The organism is Pseudarthrobacter sp. NPDC092439, from assembly GCF_044754945.1.
In the GTDB taxonomy this organism is placed as follows: domain Bacteria; phylum Actinomycetota; class Actinomycetes; order Actinomycetales; family Micrococcaceae; genus Arthrobacter.
Genome location: NZ_JBIVQB010000001.1, coordinates 228,229 through 243,858, shown reverse-complemented (window position 1 = coordinate 243,858; position 15,630 = coordinate 228,229). Strand labels below are relative to the sequence as shown.

Annotated in this window: 14 protein-coding genes; 7 read left to right on the top strand and 7 right to left on the bottom strand. The window is 66.5% G+C overall.

The features are described 5' to 3' along the window. The first annotated feature begins 32 nt into the window (after positions 1 to 32). Complete coding sequence (locus ACIQCM_RS01115; RefSeq protein WP_400603878.1) at positions 33 to 920, top strand: neutral zinc metallopeptidase; 888 nt, start codon at positions 33 to 35, stop codon at positions 918 to 920. A gap of 70 nt (positions 921 to 990) precedes the next feature. Here the strand turns inward: ACIQCM_RS01115 and ACIQCM_RS01110 are convergent, their stop codons facing one another. The 6 genes from ACIQCM_RS01110 to ACIQCM_RS01085 all read right to left on the bottom strand — a co-directional run bounded on the left by ACIQCM_RS01110 (position 991) and on the right by ACIQCM_RS01085 (position 6,103). Next, complete coding sequence (locus tag ACIQCM_RS01110) at positions 991 to 1,323, bottom strand: metal-sulfur cluster assembly factor (protein ID WP_377215824.1); 333 nt, start codon at positions 1,321 to 1,323, stop codon at positions 991 to 993. Positions 1,324 to 1,332: 9 nt separating this feature from the next. Beyond that, entirely contained in the window at positions 1,333 to 2,124 is a 792-nt protein-coding gene (gene sufC, locus ACIQCM_RS01105; RefSeq protein ID WP_400603879.1) for a Fe-S cluster assembly ATPase SufC, read from the bottom strand. 79 nt (positions 2,125 to 2,203) lie between these two features. Then, positions 2,204 to 2,557 (bottom strand): non-heme iron oxygenase ferredoxin subunit, encoded by a 354-nt coding sequence (locus tag ACIQCM_RS01100; protein WP_400603881.1) that lies wholly within the window; start codon positions 2,555 to 2,557, stop codon positions 2,204 to 2,206. A gap of 11 nt (positions 2,558 to 2,568) precedes the next feature. After that, the gene (gene sufD, locus ACIQCM_RS01095) at positions 2,569 to 3,855 is read right to left on the bottom strand and encodes a Fe-S cluster assembly protein SufD (protein WP_400603883.1); all 1,287 of its coding nucleotides are present in this window, start codon (positions 3,853 to 3,855) and stop codon (positions 2,569 to 2,571) included. Between the two features lie 2 nt (positions 3,856 to 3,857). After that, entirely contained in the window at positions 3,858 to 5,318 is a 1,461-nt protein-coding gene (sufB, locus tag ACIQCM_RS01090) for a Fe-S cluster assembly protein SufB (RefSeq protein WP_400603886.1), read from the bottom strand. An 11-nt stretch (positions 5,319 to 5,329) separates the two neighbouring features. Further along, on the bottom strand, positions 5,330 to 6,103 hold the full coding sequence (locus tag ACIQCM_RS01085) for a helix-turn-helix transcriptional regulator (RefSeq protein ID WP_400603888.1): 774 nt from the start codon (positions 6,101 to 6,103) through the stop codon (positions 5,330 to 5,332). Positions 6,104 to 6,228: 125 nt separating this feature from the next. Here ACIQCM_RS01085 and ACIQCM_RS01080 point away from each other — a divergent pair, with 125 nt between their 5' ends. From ACIQCM_RS01080 to ACIQCM_RS01070, 3 genes are read left to right on the top strand one after another with little or no spacing between them, the layout of a single operon-like run. Then, positions 6,229 to 7,197, top strand: coding sequence for an ABC transporter ATP-binding protein (locus ACIQCM_RS01080; RefSeq protein ID WP_400603890.1), 969 nt, complete (start codon positions 6,229 to 6,231; stop codon positions 7,195 to 7,197). Then, positions 7,194 to 7,961 (top strand): ABC transporter permease, encoded by a 768-nt coding sequence (locus ACIQCM_RS01075; RefSeq protein ID WP_400603892.1) that lies wholly within the window; start codon positions 7,194 to 7,196, stop codon positions 7,959 to 7,961. The genes ACIQCM_RS01080 and ACIQCM_RS01075 overlap by 4 nt, the downstream gene beginning before the upstream one ends. A gap of 7 nt (positions 7,962 to 7,968) precedes the next feature. Beyond that, positions 7,969 to 8,913, top strand: a complete 945-nt coding sequence (locus tag ACIQCM_RS01070) for a heme A synthase (protein ID WP_400603895.1) — start codon at positions 7,969 to 7,971, stop codon at positions 8,911 to 8,913. A gap of 414 nt (positions 8,914 to 9,327) precedes the next feature. Here ACIQCM_RS01070 and ACIQCM_RS01065 read toward each other — a convergent pair whose 3' ends face one another. After that, positions 9,328 to 10,287: a heme o synthase gene (locus ACIQCM_RS01065; protein WP_400603897.1), complete on the bottom strand. Its 960-nt coding sequence runs from the start codon at positions 10,285 to 10,287 to the stop codon at positions 9,328 to 9,330. Between the two features lie 448 nt (positions 10,288 to 10,735). On the opposite strand from ACIQCM_RS01065, the gene tkt reads away from it, so the two are divergent. Genes tkt through ACIQCM_RS01050 form a run of 3 tightly spaced genes read left to right on the top strand, consistent with a single transcriptional unit; the run spans position 10,736 to position 15,629 of the window. Next, a complete protein-coding gene (gene tkt / locus ACIQCM_RS01060) occupies positions 10,736 to 12,853 on the top strand; it encodes a transketolase (RefSeq protein ID WP_400604297.1) in 2,118 nt (705 codons plus the stop codon). A gap of 23 nt (positions 12,854 to 12,876) precedes the next feature. Further along, positions 12,877 to 13,992, top strand: coding sequence for a transaldolase (gene tal, locus ACIQCM_RS01055; protein ID WP_400603899.1), 1,116 nt, complete (start codon positions 12,877 to 12,879; stop codon positions 13,990 to 13,992). A 5-nt stretch (positions 13,993 to 13,997) separates the two neighbouring features. Then, positions 13,998 to 15,629: a glucose-6-phosphate isomerase gene (locus tag ACIQCM_RS01050; protein ID WP_400603901.1), complete on the top strand. Its 1,632-nt coding sequence runs from the start codon at positions 13,998 to 14,000 to the stop codon at positions 15,627 to 15,629. The last annotated feature ends 1 nt before the right edge of the window (position 15,630 follow it).

The following is a 15,630-nucleotide window of genomic DNA, read 5'->3' as shown; positions in this document are numbered from 1 at the left end:
CCCCACGGAGGGCCAGCGGCTATTGTGACCTTATGAGTTTCAATGACAACGTGCAGCTGGATCCATCGCAGGTCCAGGACCGGCGCGGCATGGGCCGCGGTGTGAAGGTGGGCGGCGGCATCGGCGGCGGGCTCATCCTCCTTATCGCAGCCCTCCTCGGCGTCAATCCCCAGCTTTTGGAAGGGCTGGCCGGGGCCGGCCAGGCTCCCCCTGGGCAGGAGCAGGGAACAGCGCCGGCCTGCAGCACCGGCGCGGACGCCGACCAGCGGGTGGATTGCCGGATCACCGGCACCGTCAACAGCCTGAACGAGTTCTGGCCGGAATACCTTGCGCAATACAACGTGAAATACCCGCAGCCGGAGACCGTGATCTTCACCGGCGGGACCAACACCGGCTGCGGCTCCGCCACCAGCGCAGTGGGACCCTTCTACTGCCCGGCCGACACCACGGCCTACTTCGACCCTGATTTCTTCCAGGAACTCGTGAACCGCTTCGGTTCATCCGGCGGACCGCTGGCGCAGGAATACGTAGTGGCGCACGAATTCGGTCACCACGTGCAGAACGTCCTGGGCGACATCAACCGGGCGCAGCAGGATCCGCAGGGGCCGGAGTCCGGCGCCGTGCGCGTTGAGCTCCAGGCGGACTGCTACGCGGGACTTTGGGCCAAGCACGCCACCACGGTGCCGGATCCGTCCACGGGCCAGCCGTTCCTTGAGCCGCTCACGCAGCAGGATCTGAACGACGCCCTGTCCGCCGCCTCCGCCGTGGGCGACGACCGGATCCAGGAGTCCACCACGGGGCAGGTTAATCCCGAGGCCTGGACGCACGGTTCCAGTGAGCAGCGCCAGCGCTGGTTCAGCCGTGGCTATGAGTCCGGCGACATCAGGCAGTGCGACACGTTCGCGGCCCGCACGCTCTGAATATCCTTCTAACGGGAGCGGCCGGTCACCTTCGCAGTGAAGGTGACCGGCCGCCGTCGTACGTGCCTGATCAGATGTTGAAGCCGAGGGCCCGCATCTGGTCCTTGCCGTCATCGGTGATCCGCTCGGGACCCCACGGCGGCATCCAGACCCAGTTGAGGCGCCAGTCGTCCACGACGCCGTCCAGTGCCTTGCCCACCTGCTCCTCGAGCACATCGGTGAGCGGGCACGCGGCGGTGGTCAGCGTCATGTCGATCAGCAGCGCGCCGTCGTCGTCCGAGTACTTCAGGCCGTAAAGCAACCCAAGGTCCACGATGTTCACGCCCAGCTCGGGATCGATGACATCCTTGAGTGCCTCTTCGACATCCTCCAGGGCCGTCTGGCCCGGCGTGATTTCGGTCATGGCTGGTCCTTACTGGGCCGGAGCGGCAGCGGTCACGGAAGCAGCGCCGGCACCCTTGACGTAGCGGTCGTAGCCTTCTTCTTCCAGGCGGTCGGCCAGCTCGGGGCCGCCCTCCTCGACAACCTGGCCATCAACGAACACGTGCACGAAGTCCGGCTTGATGTAGCGCAGGATGCGGGTGTAGTGGGTAATGAGCAGCGTGCCCATGTTGCCTTCGGCGTGCGCCCGGTTGACGCCTTCGGAGACGACCTTCAGCGCGTCAACGTCCAGGCCCGAGTCGGTCTCGTCCAGGACGGCGAACTTGGGCTTGAACAGCTCGAGCTGCAGGATTTCCACGCGCTTCTTTTCACCGCCGGAGAAGCCTTCGTTGACGTTGCGCTGGGCGAAGTCGGCGTCGATGCGCAGCTTCTGCATGGCATCTTTGACATCCTTGGTCCAGGTGCGCAGCTTGGGGGCTTCGCCGTCGATGGCGGTCTTGGCCGTGCGCAGGAAGTTGGTCATGCTCACGCCGGGAACCTCAACGGGGTACTGCATGGCGAGGAAGACGCCGGCGCGGGCGCGCTCGTCCACGCTCATTTCCAGCACGTCTTCGCCGTCGAGCGTGATGGAACCGCTGGTGACGTTGTAGCGGGGGTGACCGGCGATGGTGGAAGCAAGGGTGGACTTGCCCGAACCGTTGGGGCCCATGATCGCGTGGGTTTCGCCCGTGCGGATGGTCAGGCTGACGCCCTTCAGGATTTCCTTGGTGCCCTGCTCCGTCTCAATGCTGACGTGCAGGTCCTTGATCTCAAGAGTAGACATGTGTCCGTGTTCTCCTCTGCACCGTGCCTCCCGGCGCGGTGCGGTCTTTTATCTGGAAGTAGTTTCGTAAATCTGGGTGCTAGCCGGTGACGGAGGCGCCATTGAGGACGTTGGTGACGTCCACGTACACCTCGTCGCCATGGATCTCAACGGCGAAGACCGGAACGGGGTCATAAGCAGGCAGCTGCAGCGGCTGGCCGCTGCGCAGGTCGAACTGGGAACCGTGGCCCCAGCACTCGATGGCGCAGCCTTCAACGTCGCCTTCGGAGAGCGAAATATCAGCATGCGAGCAGGTGTCCCCGATCGCGTGGATTTCGCCCATGGAATCCTTGACCACGGCGACCGGGTAGTCGTCGATCAGGATCCGCAGCGCCTGCTTGGGCTTGATCTCATCCGCCTTGCAGACGAGCTCACCCTTTGGCTGGTTGCTCATGACCCCGTACCTCAGTTGTCCGTCAGCGCGAGTTCGCGCTCCACAGCGTCGGTGAGCCGCTCCTCGATGGAGGGAACCTTGATCTGCTGGATGATCTCGTTCAGGAAGCCGCGGACCACCAGGCGGCGGGCAACATCCTCGGGGATGCCGCGGGCCATGAGGTAGAACAGGTGCTCGTCATCCATCCGGCCGGTGGCGCTGGCGTGGCCGGCACCCTCGATCAGGCCGGTCTCGATTTCCAGGTTGGGCACGGAGTCGGCGCGGGCGCCGTCGGTGAGCAGCAGGTTGCGGTTGGCCTCGTACGTGTCGGTGCCTTCTGCTTCCTTGCGGATCAGGACGTCGCCGACCCAGACAGCGTGGGCGTTGCGGCCCTGCAGTGCCCCCTTATAGAGCACGTTGGACTTGCAGTTGGCCACCGCGTGGTCAACGAACAGGCGCTGCTCCAGGTGCTGGCCGGCGTCGGCGAAGTACAGGCCGAACATCTCGGCTTCGCCGCCGGGGGCAGTGAAGCGGGCAGACGGGGTAACACGGACCAGGTCGCCTCCGAGGCTCACCATGATGTGCTTGAACTTGGCGTCGCGCCCGATCTTCGCCTGCTGGGAGGAAGCGTGCACCGCATCGTCGTTCCATTCCTGGAGCGTGATGACAGTGAGGGTTGCGCCGTCCTCGACAACGATTTCCACGTTCTGCGAAAGCACGGCGGAACCGCGGTGGTTAAGGACGACGACGGACTTGGAGAATTTCTCCGCGACGATCACCAGGTGCTGTGCGGCGGCCTCGCCGGCGGAACCTTCGATGTCAACGCTCACCTCGGTGAGCGCCTCGAATTCCGACGGGACGGTGACAACGGTGGCCTGGCCGAAGTTCTCCCATGCGTTGGCCGACACGCGGTCCTCGGGGATCCCGGCCGTGCCGATGCGGCGATCGTCGCGGCCCACGGTTTCAACACGTACCTGCTCCGGACCGCTGACCGTGACGGCGGGGGCGGTACCGGACAGGATTTCGCTGTGCAGGCCACGGAGGCGCTTGAGCGGGGTGAAGCGCCAGTCCTCCTCCATGCCGGTCAGCGCCTTGAAGTCTGCAAGCGTGTAGGAGGTGAGGCGGCCGGCGCGGGAGCTGTCAGGGATGCCCACACCGCCGCCGTGGGAGTGGCTCTTGGCAGAGGCTCCGGCCAGGGGCGCCTTGGCATCCGCGGCGTTGATGGGCGAAAGGCTCTCGCCTTCCTCCGTGAAGCCGTTGATGAACGGCTGGGCTGAAGGCGCGCCGATGCGTGCCTTTTCAGTAGTGATTTCAGTCATCGTTATCCGACGGACCCTTCCATCTGCAGTTCAATGAGGCGGTTCAGCTCGAGTGCGTACTCCATGGGGAGCTCACGGGCGATGGGCTCGATGAAGCCGCGGACGATCATCGCCATGGCCTCGTCTTCGCGCATGCCGCGGGACATCAGGTAGAAGAGCTGCTCTTCGCTGACCCGGGAAACGGTTGCCTCGTGGCCCATCACGACGTCATCCTCGCGGATGTCGATGTACGGGTAGGTGTCCGAGCGGCTGATGGTGTCCACCAGCAGCGCATCGCAGCGCACGGTGTTGGCCGAGTGCTTGGCGCCTTCGCGGACCTGGACCAGGCCGCGGTAGGCTGCACGGCCGCCGCCGCGGGCCACGGACTTGGAAATGATGGAACTCTTCGTGTTCGGTGCGATGTGCACCATTTTGGAACCGGTGTCCTGGTGCTGGCCCTCGCCGGCGAACGCGATGGACAGGGTCTCGCCCTTGGCGTGCTCGCCCACCAGGTAGACGGCCGGGTACTTCATGGTGACCTTGGAGCCGATGTTGCCGTCGACCCATTCCATGGTGGCGCCCTCTTCGCAGACGGCGCGCTTGGTCACCAGGTTGTACACGTTGTTGGACCAGTTCTGGATCGTGGTGTAGCGGACGCGGGCGCCCTTCTTCACGATGATTTCCACCACGGCCGAGTGCAGCGAGTCCGACGTGTAGATCGGGGCGGTGCAGCCTTCGATGTAGTGCACGTAGGAGTCTTCGTCCGCGATGATCAGGGTCCGCTCGAACTGGCCCATGTTCTCGGTGTTGATGCGGAAGTAGGCCTGCAGCGGGATGTCCACGTGGACGCCCTTGGGAACGTAGACGAAAGATCCGCCGGACCACACCGCCGTGTTCAGCGAAGCGAACTTGTTGTCGCCCACGGGGATGACGGTGCCGAAGTACTCCTGGAAGATCTCCGGGTGTTCCTTCAGCGCGGTATCAGTGTCCAGGAAGATGACGCCCTGGGCCTCGAGGTCCTCGCGGATCTGGTGGTAGACCACCTCGGATTCGTACTGCGCGGCAACGCCGGAGACCAGGCGGCTGCGCTCGGCTTCCGGGATGCCCAGCTTCTCGTACGTGTTGCGGATGTCTTCGGGCAGGTCTTCCCAAGTGGCTGCCTGCTTTTCCGTGGAGCGTACGAAGTACTTGATGTTGTCGAAGTCGATCCCCGACAGGTCCGCACCCCAGGTGGGCATGGGCTTGCGGTCAAAGTACTTCAGGCCCTTGAGGCGCAGGTCCAGCATCCACTCCGGCTCGCTCTTCTTCGCCGAAATGTCGCGGACAACCTCTTCGTCAAGCCCACGGCGGGCATTGGCGCCGACATCATTCTTGTCGGCCCAGCCGTACTCGTAGGTGCCGATGCCGTGGAGCTCCGGATTCTTTTCCAGAATCTCGGAGATCACAGTGTTTTCGGCTGCCTTCTCTGATAGTTGGTCCGTCATCACGGCCTTTCTTACTGATGGTTGGATTCGTCGTCCAGGCGGGCGGGGACTGCTGAGGAGCCGGCAGGCTCCCGCACAGGCAGCCTGCCTGTAGGTATGTGGGTGGTGCAGACATGGCCGCCGCGGGCCAGCGTGGACAGGCGGCGTACGTCAACGCCCACCAGCCGGGAGAAAACTTCCGTCTCGACGTCGCAGAACACGGGAAACCGGGCGGCGAGCTGCTGGATGGGGCAGTGGCCCTGGCACAGTTGCACGCTGGAAAGGGCTGCGGGAAGGGGCGCCTTGGCCTCGATGGAGGCAGCAGAGGCCACGAAATTGTCGCGGCTGAGGGCTGCCGCCAGCGCCTTGGCCCGGTCTGCGATTTCCGGGCCTGCGGCCTCCACCTCAGGGGCGTAGCGCGCCTCCATTTCGGCGAAGCGTTCGACGGCGAATGCCCGTACCGCGTCCGGCCCACCGATCGACTGGAGTTCCTTTAGGGCCAGCGCGGCGATATCCAGGTAGTCATTGCCAAGGGTGGACTGGCCCTGGGAGCTGAGCACATACCGGCGGGCCGGGCGCCCGGCACCGCCGCCTGCACGGGCTACGCGCTTGACTTCGATGACACCGGCGCGGAAAAGGTGGTCCAAGTGGCGGCGCACGGCAGCGGGGGTAAAGCCCAGAAGCTCGCCAAGCTCAGCGGCACTGACCGGGCCGTGTTCCAGGACAGCGGAGAGGACCCGGTCCCGGGTCCGCTCGTCGGCGTCGGCCGCCGGCCCGGCCAAGGGCACGGCGGAAGCAGTAGTCATGGAATACACAACACAATCATGTCGTAATTTAGTCCGTGTCTCCAGTAAGGCGAGGCTGGCCTGACCTGCCCGGCGGCCTGTGCGCCCAATACTGCGAAGAATACTACGTCCCGTAGAATACTCGGGTGCGATCCCCCATCTCCCCCGTCCTGTCCATCCATGGGCTGATTAAGGACGTCGGCCCGCTGGCCGCGCTGGACGGCAAAATGCTGCGCGTGGTCAGTGGCGTCTCCCTCCACGCCGAGCCCGGCCAGGTGACGGCCCTGCTGGGGGCTAACGGAGCCGGCAAGACCACCACCCTCGAATGTGCCCAGGGCCTGCAGAGGCGCAGTGGCGGCACCATCTCGCTGCTGGGCCAGGATCCGGCCTCGGCAGGGGCGGCCCTGCGCGCCCGCGTCGGTGTGATGCTTCAGGATGGCGGGCTCCCGCCGTCGGCCCGTCCCCTTCCCCTGCTCCGGCACATTGCCGGCCTTTACGCCAGTCCATGGCCCGTGGACGAGCTCGCGGACCGGCTGGGCATCGGGGCGTTCGCCCGGACCACCGTGCGGCGCCTGTCCGGCGGGCAGCGGCAGCGCCTGGCACTGGCGGCCGCCCTGGTAGGCCGGCCGGAGGTGCTGTTCCTTGACGAACCCAGCGCCGGCCTGGACCCGCAGTCCCGCCAGCTGGTCTTCGACCTCATCGCTGAACTGCGCGACGGCGGCATGGGCATCGTCCTCACCACGCACCTGATGGATGACGCACAGCGCCTTGCGGACTACGTGTACATCATCGACGGCGGGCGGAACGTTGCCGAAGGAACCGTTCAGCAACTGCTCCAGCGCAGTCCCGAGGTGGAAGAAGGCGCCGAGCATGTACGGACGCTGGTGTTCGACGCAGCCCCTGGACTGGACCTGGCCGGCGTACTGCCGGCCGACGTCGAAATCTCCGAGCCGCGGGCCGGCAGCTACAGCGTGACCGGAGCCTTGGCGCCCCGCCACCTGGCCGCCCTGGCGGCCTGGTGGGAAGCCCACGACATCATGCCCGCCGCCATGAGCCTGCAGGCCCGCAGCCTGGAAGACGTCTTCCTTGACATCTCCGGAAAGGACATCCGATGACCGCCACCCCGGCCGCCGTTCCCGCCGCGCCGGCATCGCTGGGCCGCCGGATCCTGCTGCAGGGCCGCTACGAAGCCCTGGCCATGCTTCGCAACGGCGAACAGCTCATCCTGGCCCTCGTCCTGCCGCTGCTGGCACTCATAGGCCTGACTGTCACTCCATTCCTGGACGGTTTTGGCGCGAGCCGCATCGACGTCGCCGTGCCGGGAATCCTGGCCCTCTGCGCCATGTCCACGGCGTTCACCGGCCAAGGCATCGCCACCGGATTCGACCGGCGGTACGGCGTGTTGAGGTTCCTGTCCACCACTCCCCTGGGCCGCGGCGGGCTGCTGGCCGGCAAGGCGCTCTCCGTACTGGCAGTGCTCGTCCTGCAGACCGCGGCGGTGACCGCCGTGGCGTTCGCGCTCGGCTGGCGGCCGCTCGCGGCCGGCTGGCTTCCCGGCCTGGCACTGCTGGTCCTGGGAGCCGCCGCATTCACCGCGCTGGGCCTGCTGGTGGCGGGCACCGTCCGCCCCGAAGCCACCCTCGCCATCACCAATCTGCTGTGGATACTCCTTGCCGCGCTGGGCGGGATCATGATGCCGGCGGAGCGCCTGCCGGGGGCGGCTGCGGGCGTAGTCACGCTGCTGCCGTCCGGCGCCCTGGGCGAAGCCCTGCGCGAGGCTTTCCTCAGCGGCTCCCTTAATACCGGGGCCGCCCTCATACTGGTGCTCTGGACGGTTCTGGCCGGAGCGGCAGCCATCCGTTGGTTCAAGTGGAATTGAGATAACCGTGAGTACGGCTTCACGCCTCCCCCAGTTCGCCGGCCGCTTCGTGTCGCGGCTGCCCCGCACCGTTGACAAGCGGGTCCGCGGACTTGCCGTCGCTTCCCTCGTGGGCCAGACGATACTCGTCGTGACCGGAGGCGCCGTCCGGCTCACCTCCTCCGGCCTGGGCTGCCCTACCTGGCCCCGATGCACCGACACCTCCCTGGTCAACACACCGGAAATGGGGATCCACGGCTTCATCGAGTTCGGCAACCGCCTCCTGACGTTCGCCCTGGCGGCCGTTGCGGCCCTGATGCTCGTCTACCTGTGGAATCTCCGCAAGGAACGCCGCGACCTGTTCCTCCTGGCCCTCGGCCTGCTGGCCAGCATCCCGGCACAGGCCATCATCGGCGGGATCACGGTTCTTACCGGGCTGAACCCATGGGTGGTTGGACTGCACTTCCTGGTCTCCATGGCCCTGGTTGTCTTCGCCACGCTGCTGGTGAACCGCGCCTTCGGCCGGACCGGCAGGTTCCAGACGCTGGCGCTGCCCGCTCTGCCCGGAATGATGCGGCCGGTGACTGCCGCCGTCGCGCTTTTTGCTTCCCTTGCCGTCGTGCTGGGCGTCGCCGTGACGGGCGCGGGGCCGCATGCCGGTGACGCTGAGGCGCCGCGCAATGGCCTCGACTGGGACCTGTTCTCCCACATCCACGCAGTACCGGCCTATTTGGTGACCGCGGGAACAGCCGTGGCGCTGGCCGTGGTCATGATGCGCCGCATCCGCGGGCCCTTCCGTGCCGCAGTCCTGGGACTCCTTGCCGTCACGGTGCTGCAGGCCGTCATCGGGTTCACGCAGTACTACAACGGCATCCCGGCTCTGCTCGTGGGGACCCACATGCTTGGCGCCGCACTGTTGATGGCCGCGGCCACCAACACCTGGGACCTGGCCCGCTGGAGCCCGGCCAAGTAGCCGCGCGCTTTCGACGCGCACCTTGGTTTTCGACGCGCCCGTGCGGTTTCGCGCCTCGTATATGGGATGCGCCAGCGGATGGGCGGGTCGAAAACACGTATGCGCGTCGAAATCGGAGGTGTCCGTGCCACATCCGGGAACGCAACACCCCCGGCCCCAAGACCAGGCCCGCGCGAGAGCTGACCAGACTCACCCCTCCCGCCGGCAACCCTCTCTCAGATCCTGCCGGTTTCCGGGCAACCCTCTCTCAGATAAGGTGCTGCGGCAAACGCTAACTGAGAGAGGATCCGTGGAAAGCCTGCATCAGGTGAGAGAGGGTCCGCCCAAGTAACGCATCAGGTGAGAGAGGGTCCGCCCAAGTAACGCATTAAGTGAGAGAGGGTCGACGCAGGGCCTGCATTAAGTGAGAGAGGGTCAGCCGGCCATCACAGCGGGGCCGACGAACGGATCCACGGCCAGCGCCAGGAACAGCAGTGTCAGGTAGCTGATGGAGCCGTGGAAGACCTTCATTGCGCGCTTGTCCGGGATGTCCTCGCGCTGTGCGCGGTTGTACAGGGCATGGGATTCGTAGAGGAACCAGGCGCCTGCCAGCACGGCGGTGACGGTGTAGACCCAGCCGGCGCCGCCGGCGGGAACCATGAGCAGCGAGCACGCCACCATGGCCCAGGCGTAGAGCACTACCTGCACGGAGACCACCTTCGCGCCGGCAATGGCGCCAAGCATGGGCACCTTGGCGTTTCGATAGTCCTCGCCGTACCGCATGGACAGGGGCCAGTAGTGCGGCGGGGTCCACAGGAAAATGACCATGAACAGGATGATGGCGGGCCATTCCACCGAGTTGGTGACGGCCGCCCAGGCGATGAGCACCGGGAAGCAGCCGGCCGCGCCGCCCCAGACGATGTTCTGTGCGGTGCGGCGCTTGAGGATGATCGTGTAGATGACCACGTAGAAGAAGATCGCACCGAGGCCGAGCCATGCGGACAGCGGGTTCGCCCCGAACCACAGGATGATGATGGCAGCCGCTCCCAGCAGCCAGGAAAACACCAGCGCTTCGCGGGGTGTGACCTCGCCGGTCACCAGCGGGCGGTTCTCGGTGCGGTGCATCAGTTTATCGATGTCCCGGTCGATATAGCAGTTGAACGCTCCGGCACTGCCCGCGGCGAAGGCGCCGCCCACCAGGGTGGCCAGGATCAGGCCGATGGACGGAAAGCCCCGCTCCGCGTAGATCATGGTGGGCAGGGTGCTGACCAAGAGGAGTTCGATGACGCGCGGCTTGGTGAGGGCGAGATACGCCTTTGCCTTACGTGCAAACCCGGCACGTGGTGCCCGGGAAGCGTTTAGCGGCGTATCTGTTGTGCTCACGGTGGCAGTCACCCGTTCTGTGTGGCAGTTCTGTGCGGCATAGGGAAATGCCGTGGCGCCTGAGAAAGGCGCGCGTTCCGGCGGAGGCCTCCAAGTATCATACCGCGCCGGCACCCTTCCGGCCGCCCGCCGATAGCCTCTGGTGATCGTGCGCGCAGCGTTTCGAGCAGATTAACTCAGCCGCACTTAAACCTCATTCACAAAAGGGGAAATTGCGTCCAGAACGTGAGATTTGCGCGGCCCACAAGGTGGAATAGAGCTAAGCTGTCACCAGATCAGCACGCAGCCGGGAACAGCTTTAAAGCGCGTCCCGGGCTGGCCGGTGGCTGAGTGATAGATCAACGTTTCGATGGTGAACGGCTGGTACACACCGCAGCAGGCGCCATGCAACGTGCCTTCACACGGACCCGGTGTGCCGCCTGCCATCAGCACAGAGAGGGGCCCGGTTTTCGTGCCACATTTGGAAGAGCAAGAACTGTCATGGACCACCTTGGACCAGCGCGCCGTGGACACCGTCCGCGTCCTCGCTGCCGATGCCGTGGAGAAGGTGGGCAACGGCCACCCCGGCACGGCAATGAGCCTCGCTCCGGCCGCGTACCTGCTCTTCCAGAAGCTGATGCGCCACGACCCCCGGAACCCCGAGTGGATCGGCCGTGACCGGTTCATCCTCTCCCCCGGCCACACGTCGCTGACGCTGTACATCCAGCTGTTCCTTTCCGGCTACGGACTGGAACTGAAGGACCTCGAGTCGCTGCGCACCTGGGGTTCGCTCACGCCCGGCCACCCCGAATACAAGCACACGGCGGGCGTGGAAATCACCACCGGCCCCCTGGGCCAGGGCCTGGCCTCCTCGGTGGGCTTCGCGTACTCCCAGCGCCGCCAGCGCGGCCTGTTCGACGCCGACGCCGCTCCCGGCACCAGCCCGTTCGACCACACCATCTGGGTCATAGCATCCGACGGCGACCTCCAGGAAGGCGTCACGGCTGAGGCTTCCTCGCTGGCCGGCCACCAGGAGCTGGGCAACCTTGTTGTCGTTTACGACGAGAACCACATCTCCATCGAGGACGACACCGACATCGCTTTCACCGAAGATGTCCTCAAGCGCTACGAAGCCTACGGCTGGCACGTCCAGCGCGTGGACTGGACCAAGACCGGCGAGTACGTCGAAGACGTCCAGGAGCTGTACTCGGCCCTCCTTGCCGCGAAGGCGGAGACCAGCAAGCCGTCCATCGTTTCACTGCGCACCATCATCGGCTACCCGGCGCCGAAGAAGCAGAACACCGGCAAGATCCACGGTTCCGCCCTTGGCGCCGAGGAAGTGGCCGCGCTGAAGGAGGTCCTGGGCTTCGACCCGGCGAAATCCTTCGAGGTGGACCAGGAAGTCCTGGCCCACGCCCGCTCCGTCGTGGAGCGCGGTGCCGCTGCCCGCAAGGAATGGGAAGAGTCCTTCAACGCATGGCAGGCGGCGAACCCCGAAGGCGCCGAACTCCTGCAGCGGATCGAAGCCAAGGAGTTGCCCGCCGGCATCGACGGGGCCCTGCCTGTGTTCCCCGCCGGCAAGGACGTCTCCACCCGCGCCGCGTCAGGCAAAGTGCTGAACGCACTCGGCCCGGTCATGCCGGAACTGTGGGGCGGCTCAGCCGACCTCGCCGAGTCCAACAACACCACGATCGAAGGTTCGCCGTCGTTCGTCCCCGCCTCCAAGCAGACCGATGCCTGGTCCGGTAACCCGTACGGCCGCGTCCTGCACTTCGGCATCCGCGAGCACGCAGCCGCCTCGATCGTGAACGGCATCAGCCTCCACGGCCGGACCCGCGCGTTCTCCGGCACGTTCCTGATCTTCTCCGACTACCAGCGCCCCGCGATCCGCCTCGGTGCGCTGATGGGTGTCCCGTCGCTGTATGTCTGGACGCACGACTCGATCGGCCTCGGCGAAGATGGCCCCACCCACCAGCCCGTAGAGCAGCTCGCTTCGCTGCGCGCCATCGTCGGCCTGGACGTGGTCCGCCCCGGCGACGCCAACGAGGTGGCCGCCGCATGGAAGACCATGCTGGAGAACCACAGCAACCCGGCCGGCATCGTGCTCACCCGGCAGAACATCCCCACCTGGGAACGCGGAACGGGCGACGCCGACGGCGACACCTTCGCTTCCACCGCAGGTGTGGCGAAGGGCGGCTACGTCCTGGCCGAGGCGTCGAAGGACGGCGCCACCGTGCCGGCCGATGCCATCCTGATCGCCACCGGTTCCGAGGTGCAGCTGGCTGTCCGGGCCCGCGAAACGCTGCAGGCCGAAGGCATCGCCACCCGCGTGGTCTCCATGCCCTGCGTCGAGTGGTTCAACAAGCAGGACGCCGCCTACCGCGAATCCGTCCTCCCGGCCGCCGTCAAGGCGCGCGTGTCCGTCGAGGCCGGTCTGGCCCTGGGCTGGAAGGAATTCGTCGGCGACGCCGGCCGCTCCATCAGCCTGGAACACTACGGCGCCTCCGCCGACTACAAGCGGCTCTTCCAGGAGTTCGGCATCACGGCCGAGGCCGTGGCCGCCGCCGCCAAGGACTCCCTCGCAGGCCTCCAGGCCTAACCCGATTTCCAGGAGACAAGAACATGACTACTCCCACCCAGCAGCTGTCCGACGCCGGCGTTTCCATCTGGCTCGATGACCTCTCCCGCGGCCGCCTCGAAACGGGCACGCTCCGCAAGCTCATCGAGGAGAAGAACGTGGTCGGCGTGACCACCAACCCGTCCATCTTCCACGCCGCCATCACGGCCGGCACGGACTACGACGCCACCATCGCGGCGCAGGCCGCAGCAGGCGCTTCCATCGAAGAGACCATCTTCGAAATCACCACCACGGACGTGGCCGATGCCTGCGACCTGTTCGCCCCGGTAGCCGCAGCCACGAACGGCGTGGACGGCCGCGTCTCCATCGAGGTGGACCCCCGCCTCGCCTGGGACACCGCCGGAACCATCGCCGAGGCCAAACACCTCTACAAGAAGGTCAACAAGGACAACGTCCTGATCAAGATCCCCGCCACCCTAGAGGGCCTGGAAGCCATCACGTCCACCCTCGCCGAGGGCATCAGCGTCAACGTGACGCTGATCTTCTCCCTCGAGCGGTACCGCGCCGTCATCAACGCCTTCCAGTCCGGCCTGGAGCAGGCCCGGGAAAACGGCCACGACCTGTCGAAGATCCACTCCGTGGCGTCCTTCTTCGTATCCCGCGTGGACACCGAGATCGACAAGCGCCTCGACGCCATCGGCACCGAGGAAGCCAAGGCACTCAAGGGCAAGGCCGGCGTCGCGAACGCCCGCCTGGCCTACCAGGTCTACGAGGAGCTCTTCGCCACGGAGCGCTGGGCACTGCTCGCCGAAGCGGGCGCACGCCCCCAGCGGCCCCTGTGGGCTTCTACCGGCGTCAAGGACCCGGCCTACCCCGACACCCTCTACGTGACCGGCCTGGTTGCCGCCGGCGTGGTCAACACCATGCCTGAGAAGACCCTGGACGCGACTTTCGACCACGGCGTCGTCACCGGCGACACCATCACCGGCACCTACGCGGAAGCAAACGCCACCCTCGATGCCCTCGAGAAGCTCGGCGTCTCCTACAACGACGTCGTCGCCATCCTGGAATCCGAAGGCCTGGATAAGTTCGTGGCCAGCTGGAAGGAACTCCTGGCCGACGTCGAAGGCGCCCTCGCCGCTGCACGGAAGGCCTCCTAGCCCCTATGAGCACTCTCAGCTACGACGCCACCGGCGCCGCCCAGAGGGCCGTTGAACAGCACCTTCCCGCCTTGGTGGCGGACCGTGTAGCCACACGGATCTTCGCCAAGGACCACACCCTGTGGGGGCCCGACGCCGAAGCGGAGTCCGCGATCCGGCTCGGCTGGGTGGATGCGGCCACCGTCTCGCAGCCGTTGGTGCCGCAGATCCTGGAACTCCGCGACGACCTGCGGGCGGAGGGAATCACGCGCATCGTCCTCTGCGGCATGGGCGGCTCCTCGCTCGCCCCGGAAGTGATCGCCGGCACGGCGGGCGTTGAGCTGACTGTGCTGGACAGCACGGACCCGGACCAGGTCCGTGCTGCCCTGGCGGACCGGCTGGAACAGACCGCCGTCGTGGTCTCGTCCAAGTCCGGTTCAACCCTGGAGACCGACTCGCAGCGCAGGATCTTCGAGCACGCGTTCAACGAAGCCGGGATCGATGCCAGGAGCCGCATCATCATCGTGACGGATCCCGGTTCCCCGCTGGACAAGGCATCGCGTGAAGCGGGCTACCGTGCCGTGTTCAACGCGGACCCGAACGTCGGCGGGCGCTACTCCGCCCTCACTGCCTTTGGACTGGTTCCATCCGGCCTGGCCGGCGTGGACATCCAGGCGTTCCTGGACGAGGCCGAGGAGGCCGCGGAAATCCTCAACGAGGACGCCCCGGAAAACATCGGCCTCGCCCTGGGTGCGGCCCTCGGCGGCACCATCCCGCTGCGGGACAAGATCGTTATTGCCGAGGACGGTTCCGGCATCGTGGGCTTCGCCGACTGGGCGGAACAGCTCATCGCGGAATCCACCGGCAAGCTGGGGACCGGAGTCCTCCCGGTGGTTGCCGGTCCCGCCTCCCCCGAGGTGGGCGCAGGCGCCCCCGACGTCCTGGTGGTGCGGCTGGTAGCCGCGGACGCCGACGTCGAACCCGGCGAAAACCAGGTGGCAATCGCCGGCGGGCTGCCAACGCAGATGATGGTGTGGGAGTTCGCCACCGCCGTGGCGGGCCGGCTGCTGGGGATCAACCCCTTCGACCAGCCCGACGTCGAGGCGGCCAAGGTTGCCGCGCGCGGCCTGTTGGACGCGCAGCCTGAGCCCACCCCGGCCGCGTTCGTGGACGGCGCCATCGAGGTGCGCGGCGGCGACTGGCTGGGTGACGCCGCCACCGCCGAAGGGGCGGTCACCGCCCTCCTGGGCACGCTGGACAACGACAGCTACCTCAGCGTCCAGGCCTACTTCGACCGGCTGGCCTTCGCTCCACTGGAGGGCATCCGCGACGGCCTGGCCGCCGTGACGGGGCGCCCCGTGACGTTCGGCTGGGGCCCGAGGTTCCTGCATTCCACCGGGCAGTTCCACAAGGGCGGGCCGGCCGTGGGTGTGTTCCTCCAGGTGACGGCCCAGGCCGCTGAGGACCTCGCAATTCCGGACCGGCCGTTCACCTTCGGTGAACTGATCGCAGCCCAGGCGGCCGGTGACGCCCAGGTCCTGGAGCAGCACGGCAGGCCCGTCCTGCGCCTGCACCTCACGGACCGCGCCGCAGGTGTGGCACAGTTGCAGGACATCATCCTTGCCCTCACCGCACGGGCATCCGCTACCGAAAGCTAAG